Genomic DNA, 13271 nt, shown 5'->3' with positions numbered 1-13271 from the left:
TTCGGGGGCGGCGCGCATTGTGCGGGGTCGCCCCTCCGGCCTCAAGGGCGCCTGCGGCGTCGGCTTCGCCGATCGCGGCCAGACGCCTCGACGTGCGCAGTTCGGCAGAAGTCGGCCGCGACCCTTGACCCCGGAGCCTCTGCGACCCCACGGGCGCGCTTCGCGCGGGCAGGGCGGACGCCCTGCCCCCCACCCGCGCGCCGCCCCCGAACCCGAGGACGCCGGGGTACACAATTTCACCCGTTAGTGCACCCAGAAATAGTGCGGTATCCAGGTAGAATAGAGCTGTGCGGAAAGAGCTCGATCTCAACACTCTCAGCGGAGGGGCACACCTCGCCGCACTCAAGGAGATCGCCCTTCGCATGCGCCGCGACTACGCATTGATGCTGGATAAGATCTCCGAATTGGAACACGCCCAAACCGCGCAATACGCCGGCTACTCCACCCTACCGGTACTGCTGGCCGAGGTTTTGCACATCGCCCGCAACGACGCCACCCGCATGGTCTCCCAAGCCGAACTCGTGGCCGAGACGGTCACCCCGATCGGCTACACCGCACCCGCCAAACTCCCCAAGGTCCGCGAAGCCCTGCACGAGGGCGCGCTGGACCCCAAACACGTGGACGCCATCGCCAAGGTCGTGAAAGAAGTCCCGAACTGGGCCGGCTATGAGCACCGCGACCTGGTGGAGACCACGCTGACCGACACCGCCCGCGTGTGCAGCCCCCACATGGTCGCCAAGCACGGCCAAACCCTGCTGGCCCACATCAACCAGGACCCCGCCAACCCCACACTCGAACCCGAACAAGCCGAACCGACCAACACCTTCCACTACACCCGCACCCGCAACGGCGGAGCCAAATACCGCGGGCAGATGGACGCCGAAACCGCCGACGAGCTCGAAGCGATGTTCGGGCCGCTGACCAAACCCCAGAAGCAACCGGATGGTTCCCCGGATCCGCGCTCGCTGCCGGAGCGGCAGGGCGACGCGCTGTGCGACGTCGTGCACCTGGCGGCCAAGTCGGATGGGTTGCCCAAACAGGGCGGGCAGAAGCCGCACCTCAACGTACACCTCAACCTCAACGTCCTCACCGACGCCGTCGGCACCGCCACCCTGGACAGCGGCACCCCGCTGTGCCCCTCCGCCGCCCGACGCCTGAGCTGCGACGCCGACCTCATCCCCATCGTGCCCAACAGCGACTCCGTCCCCCTCGACGTCGGCCGCACCCGCCGACTGGTCAAACCCGCCCAACGCAAAGCCCTCATCGCCCGCGACAAAGGGTGCGCCTACCCCGGCGTGCGCCACGAGGCGCTGTCAACCAATTCGGAGGTGAGAGACCGCCGATACTGTTATGTCGCATCATGATGGTGATAGCTGAGGGCAGCGGAACCAGGAGACGCTGGGGAAGCGGGAGCAGCCCTGACAAAGCCGGGACGGTCCACCCAGCACCCCAGCCACACCCCGATGGTGCAGGATCGATCCCAAGCCGGAGTACAGCGGAAGGACCCCCATGGACCTCGTGGTCGCCATCGATCTTGGTGGAACCGCCATCAAAGCGGCCCTTGTGGACTCCGACCTCGCCACCGTGCACACGATCAGGGTCCCGACCAGGCGCACCGACGGCATCGTCGACGTGCATCAGCTCGCCGAGGTAGCCGACGAACTGTCCAACCTCGCGGCGACCCAGAACAACACCGTCACCGGGATCGGCGTGTGCGTTCCGGGAATCGTGGACGGCGACCAGGGCATCGTCAGGTTCACCGCGAACCTTGGCTGGCGGGACGTACCACTACGGGAGCGGTTGGCGGAGCACACCAAGCTTCCACTGAGGATCGGGCACGATGTGCGGACCGGGGGGCTGGCCGAGTTCACCGTCGGGGCGGCGGTCGGGGTGCGGAATGCCATGTTCATGCCGGTGGGGACGGGGATCGCGGCGGCGTTCATGGTGGATGGGCACGAGCTGACGGCGGGCGGGTTCGCCGGGGAGATCGGGCATGCCGTGGTCGATCCACACGGGACGGTGTGTGGGTGTGGGGCGCGGGGGTGTTTGGAGACGCTGGCATCGGCGTCGGCGATTGCGCGGCGGTACGGGGAGAAGACCGGGGAGGCGGTGCGGGGGGCGCATGAGGTGGCCGGCCGGATGGCCGGCGGCGATCCGGTGGCTCGGAAGGTGTGGGACGACGCCGTAGGCGCGCTGGCGACGGCGCTCACCATGGCGTCGGCGTTGCTGGGGCCCGAGGTCATTGTGATCGGGGGCGGGTTGGCCGAGTCGGGGGAAGCGCTGTTCGCGCCGTTGCGGGAGGAGGTTGCCGGGCGGTTGACGTTTCACCGGCGGCCGGAGATCGTGCCGGCGGCGCTGGGGGACAACGCCGGCTGCACCGGGGCCGGGCTGCTGGCGTGGCGTGCGGTGCGAGAAGCGGGGGTCAGTTAGCCGACGACGGGGAGCAGGTTGGGGCGCCAGACTCCGTCGTGGGCGCGGGCGGTGGTGAGGCGTTCGGCGGGGACCTCGCCGTAGGTGGTGGTGCGCGCCCGGGCGGGGCGGCCGGCGGCGTGGGCGAGGGCTTCGAGGTCGGCGATGGTTTTGTAGCTGCCGTTCTCGGAGCCGGCCATGCGGCTGATCGTTTCCTCCATGAGGGTGCCGCCGAGGTCGTTGACGCCGCCGCGGAGCACGTCCACCACGCCGTGGTCGCCGAGTTTGACCCAGCTGGTCTGGATGTTGGCGATTTTGCCGTGGAGGAGCAGCCGGGCGAGGGCGTGCACCGCACGGTTCTCCAGCGGGGTGGGGCCGGGCCGGGCGATGCCGGCGAGGTAGAGCGGGGCGTTGGTGTGCACGAAGGGAAGCAGCACGAACTCGGTGAAGCCGCCGGTGCGGGCCTGCAGCTCGGCGATGAGCTTGAGGTGGGCGACCCAGTGGGGCGGGTTGTCGACGTGGCCGTACATCATCGTGGAGGTGGTGGGGATGCCGAGGGAGTGCGCGGTGGTGACCACGTCGATCCAGGTGGCGGTGGGCAGCTTGCCCTTCGTCAGCACCCAGCGGACGTCGTCGTCGAGGATCTCCGCGGCGGTGCCGGGCAGCGAGTCGACTCCGGCCGCCTGGGCCGCGCGCAGCCAGTCCGCAATGGACAGTCCGGTGCGGCTCGCGCCGTTCACCACCTCCATCGGGGAGAACGCGTGCACATGCAGGCCGGGGGCGCGGCGCTTGACCTCGGCGGCGATGTCGAAGTAGGCGGTGCCGGGCAGGTCCGGGTGGATGCCGCCCTGCATGCACACCTCGGTGGCGCCGACGCTCCACGCCTGCTCGGCGCGCTGGCCGACCTGCTCCAGGGACAGGGTGTAGGCGTCGGCGTCGGTGCGGCGCTGGGCGAAGGCGCAGAAGCGGCAACCGGTGTAGCAGACGTTGGTGAAGTTGATGTTCCGGGTGACCACGTAGGTCACGGTGTCACCGACGGCATCCCGGCGCACGTCGTCGGCGAGCGCGGCAAGCGCGTCGATCTCGTCGCCCGGCTGCGCGGAAAGCAGAACCAGAGCGTCCGAATCAGACAGTCCACTCGGGTCACTTTCAGCGTGCCCGAGCGCAGCCCGGAACTCCGCCCTCGTATGGGACGCAACGTGACGTTGCTTTCCCACTCGGGCCCGCACCTCCTCCCAGTCGCCGTATACGGAGTCGAAGTCGTCCCGGCGGTCGGCGCTGCGTCCGGAGATGTCGATGGATGCGAACAGATCCGTGCGGCCCGAGCCGGTGAGCAACACCTCCGGCTCCTGCCACGGCCGGCCCACCGGAACCCGGCCGGCCACCGCGAGGCCGGTCTCCGGATCGGCCAATGTGGACACATGCGCGTGCAACCTGGGGTCCAGCCAGGGTTCTCCGCGCTTGACGTACTCCGGATAGATCGTCAACCGCTCGGCGAGCGTGAACCCCGCACCGGCCGTGCGCGAGGCCAGCGCGTCGATCTGCGGCCACGGTCGCTCCGGGTTGACGTGGTCCGGAGTCAGCGGCGACACCCCGCCCCAGTCGTCGATTCCGGCCCGCAGCAACAACTCGAACTCGTCGCCGATCAGGTTCGGCGGCGCCTGCACGCGCATCTTCGGCCCGAGCACCAGCCGCGCCACGGCCACCGTCGCGGCCAGCTCACCGGCCTCGGCGTCCGGCATGGCGCGCATCGCGGTGTCCGGCTTGGCCCGGAAGTTCTGCACGATCACTTCCTGGATGCCGCCGTACTCCCGGGCCACCCGGCGGATCGCGAACAGCGCGTCCACCCGCTCGGCCAGCGTCTCGCCGATGCCGATGAGGATGCCGGTGGTGAACGGGATCGCGGTGCGGCCCGCGTCCTCCAGCACCCGCAGCCGCACCGCAGGCTCCTTGTCCGGCGAGCCGAAGTGCGGCCCGCCGGGCTCCGACCACAGCCGCCGCGCCGTGGTCTCCAGCATCATGCCCATCGACGGCGCCACCGGCTTGAGCCGCTGCAGCTCGGTCCAGCTCAGCACCCCGGGGTTGAGGTGCGGCAGCAGCCCGGTCTCCTCCAGCACCCGGATCGCCATGGCCCGCACGTAGGACAGCGTGTCCGCGTACCCGGCCTCGTCCAGCCACTTCCGGGCCGCCGGCCAGCGCTCCTCCGGGCGGTCGCCCAGCGTGAACAGCGCCTCCTTGCACCCCATCGCCGCGCCCTGCCGGGCGATCTCCAGCACCTCGTCCGGGCTCAGGTACGCGGCCGGCAGCTTGTGCGGCACCGTGACGAACGTGCAGTAGTGGCAGCGGTCCCGGCACAGCCGGGTGAGCGGGATGAAAACCTTGCGCGAGTACGTGATCACGCCGGGGCGGCCGGCCGCGGCCAGGCCGGCGTCCCGCACCCTGGCCGCCGCCTCGAAAAGCTGGTCGCGCTGCGAACCCTGGGCGTGCAGCAGCACCTCTGCCTCGACCGGATCCAGCGACACCCCGTCCCGCGCCCGCCGCAGCGCGCGGCGGATCGCCGCCTCGGTCGGCACGAAACCCTCGGTCACGATCGGCCCTCCTGCCCCGTCCCCCACAACCTAGCCACCGGCCCGGACACCCTGCCCTGTGAGCCCCGTCGCTCGATCACCAACTCCCCAACGGCCCTGGTCATTCCGTAAGGTCAGCTCATGCGTCCCATCGCCGAGCGCTGCCACCGAGTCCTCGAGCCGCTGCACGCCATGATCCATTTCGCGCCGGAGCTCCAGGAGGTGCTGACCGGCATGGGCCTGCGACCCGGCCGGATGTGCGCGCTGGCCAGCCGGGTGGCGCCGCTCGGCGCGGTCTCGCTCGGCGCCGTCTCCGGGGTGTTCTACACGTTCAACCCCGAGCTGATCGGCCGCTTCGTGCCGCGGGCGTGGACGCTGGCCAGCCCCGCGGACATCGTGGCCGGCCGGTTCGCGGCCGCCGAGGCGGCGCTGCGCCGGCTGCTCGGGCCGGAGATCATCGGCTCGCCGGAGCTGGCCGAGGCCGCGAACCTGGCCCGCGCGGCGGCCGAGGGGTGCTTCCCGGCCGGGCGGCCGATGTACGCCGCGCACGCCGAGGCGCCGTGGCCGGACGAGCCGCACCTGGCGCTCTGGCACGCGGCCACCCTGCTGCGGGAGTTCCGCGGCGACGGGCACGTGGCGGTCCTGGTCAGCCGCGGGCTGGACGGCCCGACCGCGCTCGTCACGCACACCGCGACCGGTGCGGGGTTCGTCGAGCCGGCGGCCAAGCTGCTGCGCGGCTGGTCCGAGGACCAGTGGGCCGAAGCCGTGCAACGGACCCGGGACGCCGGGCTGATCGACGCGAGCGGCCGGCTCACCGAGCGCGGCACCGCCCTGCGCCGCGACCTCGAGGACGCCACCAACCGCCTCGCCGAGCGCCCCTGGTCGCTGCTCGGCCCGGACAAGGCCAATCGCCTGCACGACGTCGCCCTGCCGCTCGCCCGCCAGGTCGTCGCCGCCGGCGCGTTCCCCGACGACATCTTCGCCGGCCGGAACTTCACCAAGTCATGATCGCCCGCATGTGGCGCGGCTGGGCCACATCCGAGACCGCCGACGACTATCGCCGCCACTACGAGACCGACGTCGCCGCGCATCTCGGCCAGGTGGCCGGTTTCCGCGGCGCCCGCCTGCTCAGCCGCCCCGACGGCGACGAGGTGCTGTTCACCTCGATCACCTACTTCACCACCCTCGACGCCGTCCGCGCCTTCGCCGGCGACGACTACGAGCTCGCCGTCCTCGAAGACACCGCCCGCGCCGCCCTCACCCACTGGGACGAGCGGGTAACGCACCACGAGGTCGCCCTTGACCTCCCAGTAAGCAGGTCATAACACGGCGACGCCACGAGCCAACACAGCGACGCCACGGGCAAACATGGCGACGTGAGCGGCCAACACACCGAATAATGCGCGTATGGGCAAGGTGTACGAGGGGATCGACGGGCGGCTGCGGGAGTTCATCGAGGAGCAGAAGATGTTCTTCGTGGCGACGGCGCCGCTGGGCGGGGACGGGCACATCAACCTCTCGCCGAAGGGGCGGGCCGGGACGCTGGCCGTGCTCGACGAGAAGACGGTGGCGTACCTGGACTTCGGCGGGAGTCACGCCGAGACGATGGCGCACCTGCGGGAGAACGGGCGGATCACGTTGATGTGGTGCGCGTTCACCAGGCCGCCCAAGGTTCTCCGGGTGCACGGGACCGGAGAGCCGGTGTACCGGGATGATCCACGGTTCAGCGAGTTGCTGACCCGTTTCGACCCGGGCGTCGACGGGCCGGGGCTGCGGGCGATCATCGTGGTGACCGCGCAGCGAATCAGCGACTCGTGCGGGTACGCGGTGCCGTTCATGGAATACGTCGGGGAGCGAGACACTCACGCGCGGTATTTCGGGCAGAAGAGCGAGGCGGAGTTCGCCGCGTACTGCGAGGTCAAGGAGTACAACCCGGCGAGCATCGACGGGCTGCCGGCGCTGCCGCTCCCCCTGCCGCCGCGCCCCGAGCCGGTACGCCCGGAGGCGTAGCCCGCGCGCACCCGTACCGAGCAGCGCGTAACGTCAAAGCCGGTCCGAAGCCGACGACACGAAACCACCCTCCGGCCAGGCTAAGAGCCGGAGGTGAGACCCAATGTCGATCAAGGAGCAGCTCGGCTCGATCACCCGGTCGCTGCGGCGGTCGTGGACCGGCGGCCAGACCACGGAGCGGGTCGCCTACGTCGTCGCGGCGGTGCTGTTCGCCAGCGGCCTGGCGCACCTCGCCGTGCTGGTGATCTCCGGCGGGACCTGGACCGGCCCGCTGTCCCTGCGCAAGCCCACCACGTTCGGGCTGTCCTTCGGCCTGACCCTGGCCTCGGTCACCTGGGCCACGAGCTTCCTGCACCTGCGGCCGCGCACCCGGGCCGGGGTGCTCGGCGCGTTCACCGCCGCCTCGATCACCGAGGTGACGCTGGTGACCACGCAGGCCTGGCGCGGCGTGCCGTCCCACTTCAACTTCGAAACCGGCCCGGACACGGTGATCACCGCGACCCTGGCCGCCGGCGGCTTCGTCATCGTCGCCACCGTCGCGATCTGGACGGTCACCGCGTTCCGCGCGGTCGCCGACGCCCGGCCGAGCATGAAACTGGCCCTGCGCTTCGGTTTCGTGGTGCTCCTGGCCGCCATGGCCATCGGCGCCGCCATGATCGCCACCGGCACCGCGGCCCGGGACGACCCGCAACTCGCCTACACCACGGCCGGCTTCCTCAAGCCCGCGCACGCCGTCGCCATGCACGCCATCCTGGTGATCCCGGGCCTGGCCTGGCTGCTGACATTCACCCGCTGGCCCGAGCACCGCCGGCTGCGCGTCGTTCAGCTCGGCGTCGCCGGCTATGGCCTGCTGACCGCCTCGGTCCTGGTCGAGTCCGCCACCCATGTCTCCCCGCTGGCCGCCCCGGCCCTGGGCACGCTGACCTCCACCGCCGGCCTGGCTGCGGTGATCATGGCCGGTGCGGTCGCGCTGTACGGCCTGCTGCGGCCGGTGCGTAGATGACCGTCACGTGGTCCAGCCGGCCAGGCCGGCGACCGCGGCGCGGGACCGCACGCCGAGCTTGGACATCGTGCTGCCGAGGTGCTTCTCCACGGTCTTCGCGGTAACCCCGAGCCGGCGGGCGATCTGGCCGTTGGTCCTCCCCCGGCACATCCCCGTGGCAAGTAGGGATTTTCCCCATGCCGGAACAACCCGCGGGCGCGCGATGCTGACCGCGAGCGGGGGCGGCGCGCCCCGCCCCCGCTCGGCCGGCACAGTTCGGTGCAGACCTGCACGGATCAATAGACTGATCGGCATGCCGTCGAAGACCGGACGCACCCAGCAGGAGCGCAGCGCCGCCATGCGCAAGCGTCTGCTGGACGCCACGGTGGAGTGCCTGGTCCGCTACGGCTACGCCGGCACCACGACGACCAAGGTCACCGAGCTCGCCGGGGTGACCCGCGGAGCGCAGGTGCACCACTTCCCCACCCGCGCCGACCTGGTCGCCGCGGCCGTGCGGCACCTCGCGGCCAAGCGCACCGAGCTGGCCTTCGACAAGATCGAGTCGGTCCGGCAGGCGGAAGACCCCATCGACGCGGCGCTGGAGCTGATGTGGGAGGTCCACAAGGGTCCGATCCAGTACGCTACGATCGAAATGTGGGTGGCTGCGCGCACCGACCCGGAGCTGCGCAAACAACTCACATTAGTGGAGCCGGCAGCCCGGACCTCGCTGTTGGAGTTCGCCAAAGCCGCGTTCGGTGAGTACGCGGCGGATCCACGGTTCCGGCATATCATGTACACCGCCCTCGACACGGTGCGTGGCATTCTCTTGCTCGGCGTGTCCATGTCCGACAGGGCGGAGTTGGAGGCGCGGTGGCAGCGGGCAAAGGCGGATCTGCGCCTACTTGTCGAGGCCGCGTTATCACCCGCGGTGAGCAATTAGCGGGTGTGTATCACGGAGAGTGTGGTTGGCGATCTCACGGTGGGGCCGGGATCGGGCGGGACGGTTGGGAGCTGCCAGTGCCGAGCGGTGACCAGGATGTGGATGTCCGCGAGCTGATCGACCGCGCCGTTTTCGACGAGCGCGACCGCATCGCCCGCGGCCTGCACGACCTGGTGATCCAGCGGCTGTTCGCGATCGGCCTCGGGCTGCAGGCGCTCAACCGGCAGGAGTGTGAGCCGGCCCGGTCGGCTCAGGTGCGGGGGTTCGAGCCGACCGTGCGGCTCGAAGGCCCGTTGGACTCCCGCGTGCCGCCGGACATCCAGCTCGAGCTCATCGCCACACTGCGCGCCACACTGTCCAATGTGGTCAGACACGCGGCGGCGCGGCGGGTCTGGGTGAACGTGACCGTGGCCGCGAACCGGTTGGAGTTGCTGGTCGAGGACGACGGCCGGGGAATCCCACCAGAGCAACGGGTCCAGCACGGCGGGCTGGCCGGGATCACCCGGCGGGCGGCCGAGATGCTCGGCCACTGCCGCGTCTACCCGCCCGGGGACGGCGGGACCGGGGTGCTCTGGGCGGTGCCGCTCGGGGTGAACATCGGGGAACGTGCAACGACAGGGGCCGAGCCGGTGGAGGCCAGTCCGTGACCATCTCGGTTTTCGTGGTGGACGATCACGAGATCGTCCGCAGGGGCATCCGGCAGGTGCTGGAGGTGGAGCCGGACATCCAGGTGGTCGGCGAGGCGTCCACCGCAGCCCAGGCGATCGCCACCATTCCCGTCGCGCGCCCGCAGGTGGCGATCCTCGACGTGCGGCTGCCCGACGGCGACGGCGTGACCGTCTGCCGCGACATCCGCTCGGCCACCACGCCGCCACCCGCGTGCCTCATGCTCACCTCGTACTCCGACGACGAGGCGCTGTTCGGCGCGATCATGGCCGGGGCCGCCGGCTACATGATCAAGCAGGTGACCGGCAACGACATCGTGTCCGCGGTGCGCACCCTCGGCGCCGGCGGCTCGCTGCTCGACGCCGGCGTCACCGCGACCGTGCTCAACCGCCTGCGCAACGGCCGCACCGAGGATCCGCGCTACCGCTCGCTCTCCCCGCAGGAGCGCAAGATCCTCGACCTGATCGCGCAGGGCCTGACCAACCGCCAGATCGCCGCGCAGCTCTACCTGGCCGAGAAGACCGTGAAGAACTACGTCTCCACGATGCTGCACAAGCTCGGTTTCGACCGCCGCACCGAAGCCGCCGTCTACGCCACCCGGATGCGCCAGGAAATCCGCGGCACCACCGGCCGGTCAATCAACTAGGTGTGGCTATCGCCCATTGCCTCATTGATCCCACTGATCCCTTTGGCCACACCAGCCTCGCCACGCCGAGCCGAGATCGACAACTCCCTCCGTTTCCTTAGAGTCGCATGAGCGCGGCCAGGTAGTTCCGGGCGAACGCGCGCACGGCGTCGTCGGTGTCCAGTGGGATGGCGCTTTCCGGTGTCAGCGTGAACGAGATGGCCAGCCGCACGAACAGTTCGGCCACCCCGGCCGGCTCCCGCCCGGCCACCCGCGGCAACCCGCCGTGCAGCTCTTCTCCCTGCTGCACAAGGAAATCCCGAGCCACCGCGACGACCAGGCCGCCGCTCACGGTGAGATAAGGCAGCAACGCCTCGGGGTCGCTGGCCAGCAGCCGGTTCAGCAGCGGGTCGCGGCGGGCATAGCGCACTCCGACCACGAAGCCCTCGATCAGCCGCTCCTCCACGGTCGGCAGGTCGCCGGTGGCCGCCACGATGCTGGTGAAGAACCGCCGGCACTCCCGCACCAGCACGGCCTGGACCAGCGCGTCCTTCCCGTCGAAGCGCCGGTACAGGGTCGCCCGGGACACCCCGGCCCGCCGGGCCACCACGTCGACGTTGGTCCGGCGCAGCCCGTAGGCCAGGAACTCCTCGAGCGCGGCGTCCAGAATCGTCTCGGCGACCCGATCGGTTCCGGTCTCGCTGAGTACCCGGTCCAGCAACGCACCCGCGTCGGTCACGAACCTGAGCCTACGTCGGGCCGGTTCCCGTGCGGCGGAAACCCGCGCGGGCCCGGGCCGTGTAGCGCAGGCGGTTCGGCAGGAGCGGCGCCGTGTGCCGGACGAGGGAGCCGAAGCGGGCGAACCGGCGCTCGTCACGGGTGGTCCAGCGCTCGCCGATCCGCTCCCGGATCACCGGCGGCAGCGTGCCCACCCCGATCCACCACAGCGGCCGCGCGGTGCGCTTGCGCAGCAGCCGGTAGAGCGGCGCCGGCACCAGCGGGAACGTCGCCGGCGGCTCCTTGGCGAACTCGATCAGCCCGCGGGCCGCCGGCGTGATCTCCAGTTCCTCCCGGCACACCCGGTCGAAGTAGGCCCGGAAGCTCGGCCAGTCCGGCGGCACGACCCGGTCGCTCACCCCGTAGGCCCGGTAGATCGCACACCCCTCGGCGTAGAGCCGCTCCTTCTCCACCGCCGTCATCGGATGGTCGAACAGCTCGATCATGTGATACAAGGCGTCGAAAATCGTGGCGTGCGCCCAGAAGTACACCTCCGGGTCCAGCGCGTGGTACCGCCTCCCCTTCCCGTCCACCCCCTTGATCCCGGTGTGGAAGTCCCGGATCCTCCGCGCCGTCTCCTCCCCCCGCGGCCAGTCGAACGTGGTCCCCTGAATCTCCGGCACCGACCGCAGCACCCGCTCCCACGGCTCGTTGAAGAAGTCCGAGTGCTGCTCCACCCCGGCACCCAGCCCGGGCAGCATCAACTGCAGCAACCCCGCCTTCACCAGCAGCAGATACCCCCGCACCTCGCCGCCGTACCGCCAGTGCATCGACCCCGGCCCGGGCGTCGTGCTCACTCGCTGAACCGATGAGACACTCACGCCTCTTTGTATCACATTCCACATGATCGCGGTGGCACGCGCGGTATGGGCACCCGGGGACCGCCCCGGGTGCCCATAACGGCCGGCCTCCTCGCCCGGCTGATCCGATCAGCCCACCGGAGAGTTGTGATAGGCCGCGACGAGCCAGTCGCCACTGGTCTTGGACAGGACCCAGGTGGCGCGGCGTTTGCGCTCGGCGGGAAGCTCGGACTCACCGGGCAGCAGGATGCCTCCCTCGCTCACCACGATCGCCGTGTCCTCGCCGAGAAGGCGCACGGTCTGCGGCGTGTCCACCGGCCGGGATCCCTTGAGCGGACCTGCGAACGCGGCGGCCATGTGCGCGCGGATGGTTTCCCGGCCCTGGTTGAACGTGGGCGGGACGGCCAGCACGATCGAGGCGTCCTCGGTGTAGTACGTGGCGAAGGCGTCGGCGTCATTGGCCGCCCACGCCGCGTAGGTGCCGTCGAGCACCCCGCGCACCCGCGCCTCCTCGCCGGTCCAGGTCGAGGCGTCGTTGGTCGTGGTCATGAACTTCCTTTCTCTCCTTGGGAGTGTGCGTTGTGCACGGTGCGGGACAACGCGATTCCGGCCGCGACGCCGAGCAGGGCCAGCAGGGCGAGCCAGACGCCGGTCGTGGACAGCGCCGCGGCGGAAGCCTGCGCCCGGGTGCCTGCGGCGGCGCCGTCCGCGACAGACAGGAACAGGGTGCCGAACAGCGCGACACCGATGACCTGGTTGAGTTGGACGGTCGTGGTCAGCACGCCGCTGGCGTCCGCGGCCCGGGCCAAGGGCACCCGGAGCAGCGCCTGGGTCAGCACCGGCGCGGCGGACAAGCCGAACCCGGCGCCGGTGACGACCAGCGCGGCCCACATGAGCGGGGCGCCCTGGCCGCCGGACCGCATGGCCACGGCAATGCCCAGGTAGCCCACGGTGCACAGGGCCAGCCCGACCGGCCCCAGGACGTGGTGTAGGCGCGCGGGCAGCTTCCGCCAGTAGAACCCCAGCAGCCCGAACGTGGCCGACATCGGGATGTAGGTCAGGCCGGCACGCAGCGCCCCGTCACCCAGCCCGGCCTCCAGGTGCAGCGTGAACACGAACAGGAAGCCGCCATAGGCGATCTGCATGCAGGTCAACGTGCTGATGCCGGAGCCGATGCCCGGAGCGCGCAGTACCGCGAAGTTGAGCAGCGGGTCGCCGCCCCGCGCGGCGACCTGGCGCTCGAGCGGGACGAAGGCCGCGGCAAGCAGCAGTCCGAGTGCCATGCACAGGAAGCACCAGACCGGCCAGCCCAGTTCGCGGCCCAGGACGAGTGGCAGCACGAACAGGAACACCGCCGAGGTGGCGACCGCGAGCCCGGCGAAGTCCAGCCGCCTTGTGGCCCTCGGTTCGTCGGCCGGAACCAACCGGGGTACCAGGATGATCAGCAGGGGCCCGATCGGCACGTTGACCAGAAACGCCGGCCGCCAGGTCGCGC

The 13271-nt window shown here is 70.7% G+C and carries 14 protein-coding genes and 1 pseudogene; 9 read left to right on the top strand and 6 right to left on the bottom strand.

What is annotated here, in order from left to right; genetic code table 11:
- Positions 1 to 287: 287 nt before the first annotated feature.
- Positions 288 to 1364 carry a DUF222 domain-containing protein gene (locus VGR06_RS36370; RefSeq protein WP_327563756.1) on the top strand — a complete coding sequence of 359 codons (1077 nt, stop codon included), beginning with the start codon at positions 288 to 290 and terminating at the stop codon, positions 1362 to 1364.
- 145 nt (positions 1365 to 1509) lie between these two features.
- Positions 1510 to 2430 carry an ROK family protein gene (locus VGR06_RS36365; RefSeq protein WP_327563755.1) on the top strand — a complete coding sequence of 307 codons (921 nt, stop codon included), beginning with the start codon at positions 1510 to 1512 and terminating at the stop codon, positions 2428 to 2430.
- Here the strand turns inward: VGR06_RS36365 and VGR06_RS36360 are convergent.
- Positions 2427 to 4997, bottom strand: a complete 2571-nt coding sequence (locus tag VGR06_RS36360; protein ID WP_327563754.1) for a bifunctional FO biosynthesis protein CofGH — start codon at positions 4995 to 4997, stop codon at positions 2427 to 2429. The genes VGR06_RS36365 and VGR06_RS36360 overlap by 4 nt on opposite strands.
- A gap of 120 nt (positions 4998 to 5117) precedes the next feature.
- On the opposite strand from VGR06_RS36360, the gene VGR06_RS36355 reads away from it, so the two are divergent.
- From VGR06_RS36355 to VGR06_RS36340, 4 genes are all read left to right on the top strand, one after another.
- Positions 5118 to 5984, top strand: coding sequence for an SCO6745 family protein (locus VGR06_RS36355; protein ID WP_327563753.1), 867 nt, complete (start codon positions 5118 to 5120; stop codon positions 5982 to 5984).
- An 8-nt stretch (positions 5985 to 5992) separates the two neighbouring features.
- Positions 5993 to 6301 (top strand): antibiotic biosynthesis monooxygenase, encoded by a 309-nt coding sequence (locus VGR06_RS36350; protein ID WP_327563752.1) that lies wholly within the window; start codon positions 5993 to 5995, stop codon positions 6299 to 6301.
- An 82-nt stretch (positions 6302 to 6383) separates the two neighbouring features.
- Positions 6384 to 6986, top strand: a complete 603-nt coding sequence (locus VGR06_RS36345) for a pyridoxamine 5'-phosphate oxidase family protein (RefSeq protein ID WP_327563751.1) — start codon at positions 6384 to 6386, stop codon at positions 6984 to 6986.
- Positions 6987 to 7089: 103 nt separating this feature from the next.
- The gene (locus tag VGR06_RS36340; protein WP_327563750.1) at positions 7090 to 7989 is read left to right on the top strand and encodes a hypothetical protein; all 900 of its coding nucleotides are present in this window, start codon (positions 7090 to 7092) and stop codon (positions 7987 to 7989) included.
- 3 nt (positions 7990 to 7992) lie between these two features.
- Here VGR06_RS36340 and VGR06_RS36335 read toward each other — a convergent pair whose 3' ends face one another.
- Positions 7993 to 8283 (bottom strand): helix-turn-helix transcriptional regulator, encoded by a 291-nt coding sequence (locus tag VGR06_RS36335; protein WP_327563749.1) that lies wholly within the window; start codon positions 8281 to 8283, stop codon positions 7993 to 7995.
- Between VGR06_RS36335 and VGR06_RS36330 the strand changes: the two genes are divergently transcribed.
- From VGR06_RS36330 to VGR06_RS36320, 3 genes are all read left to right on the top strand, one after another.
- Positions 8282 to 8908, top strand: coding sequence for a TetR/AcrR family transcriptional regulator (locus tag VGR06_RS36330; RefSeq protein ID WP_327563748.1), 627 nt, complete (start codon positions 8282 to 8284; stop codon positions 8906 to 8908). The genes VGR06_RS36335 and VGR06_RS36330 overlap by 2 nt on opposite strands.
- A gap of 77 nt (positions 8909 to 8985) precedes the next feature.
- Positions 8986 to 9555 carry a sensor histidine kinase gene (locus VGR06_RS36325; protein ID WP_327563747.1) on the top strand — a complete coding sequence of 190 codons (570 nt, stop codon included), beginning with the start codon at positions 8986 to 8988 and terminating at the stop codon, positions 9553 to 9555.
- A complete protein-coding gene (locus tag VGR06_RS36320) occupies positions 9552 to 10220 on the top strand; it encodes a response regulator transcription factor (RefSeq protein ID WP_327563746.1) in 669 nt (222 codons plus the stop codon). Before VGR06_RS36325 ends, VGR06_RS36320 begins: the two co-directional genes overlap by 4 nt.
- A 97-nt stretch (positions 10221 to 10317) precedes the next feature.
- Here the strand turns inward: VGR06_RS36320 and VGR06_RS36315 are convergent, their stop codons facing one another.
- The 4 genes and pseudogenes from VGR06_RS36315 to VGR06_RS36300 all read right to left on the bottom strand — a co-directional run.
- Positions 10318 to 10938, bottom strand: coding sequence for a TetR family transcriptional regulator (locus VGR06_RS36315; RefSeq protein ID WP_327563745.1), 621 nt, complete (start codon positions 10936 to 10938; stop codon positions 10318 to 10320).
- A 10-nt stretch (positions 10939 to 10948) separates the two neighbouring features.
- Complete coding sequence (locus VGR06_RS36310; RefSeq protein WP_327563744.1) at positions 10949 to 11773, bottom strand: oxygenase MpaB family protein; 825 nt, start codon at positions 11771 to 11773, stop codon at positions 10949 to 10951.
- 132 nt (positions 11774 to 11905) lie between these two features.
- Entirely contained in the window at positions 11906 to 12325 is a 420-nt protein-coding gene (locus VGR06_RS36305) for an SgcJ/EcaC family oxidoreductase (RefSeq protein ID WP_327563743.1), read from the bottom strand.
- Positions 12322 to 13271: pseudogene (locus tag VGR06_RS36300) on the bottom strand (MFS transporter); the annotation flags it as partial. The pseudogene VGR06_RS36300 and the gene VGR06_RS36305, both read right to left, overlap by 4 nt.

Origin of the sequence: Actinophytocola sp. (genome assembly GCF_036002505.1) — a bacterium.
Classification (GTDB): domain Bacteria; phylum Actinomycetota; class Actinomycetes; order Mycobacteriales; family Pseudonocardiaceae; genus DASYTH01.
Note: the sequence above shows the minus strand (reverse complement) of the source record. Positions and strands in the feature narration are given on the sequence as shown.

Coding starts and splice junctions, on each gene's coding strand:
- VGR06_RS36365 (WP_327563755.1), top strand. CDS start 1,510: ATGGACCTCGTGGTCGCCATCGATCTTGGTGGAACCGCCATCAAAGCG.
- VGR06_RS36345 (WP_327563751.1), top strand. CDS start 6,384: ATGGGCAAGGTGTACGAGGGGATCGACGGGCGGCTGCGGGAGTTCATC.
- VGR06_RS36340 (WP_327563750.1), top strand. CDS start 7,090: ATGTCGATCAAGGAGCAGCTCGGCTCGATCACCCGGTCGCTGCGGCGG.
- VGR06_RS36350 (WP_327563752.1), top strand. CDS start 5,993: ATGTGGCGCGGCTGGGCCACATCCGAGACCGCCGACGACTATCGCCGC.
- VGR06_RS36335 (WP_327563749.1), bottom strand. CDS start 8,283: ATGCCGATCAGTCTATTGATCCGTGCAGGTCTGCACCGAACTGTGCCG.
- VGR06_RS36305 (WP_327563743.1), bottom strand. CDS start 12,325: ATGACCACGACCAACGACGCCTCGACCTGGACCGGCGAGGAGGCGCGG.
- VGR06_RS36355 (WP_327563753.1), top strand. CDS start 5,118: ATGCGTCCCATCGCCGAGCGCTGCCACCGAGTCCTCGAGCCGCTGCAC.
- VGR06_RS36330 (WP_327563748.1), top strand. CDS start 8,282: ATGCCGTCGAAGACCGGACGCACCCAGCAGGAGCGCAGCGCCGCCATG.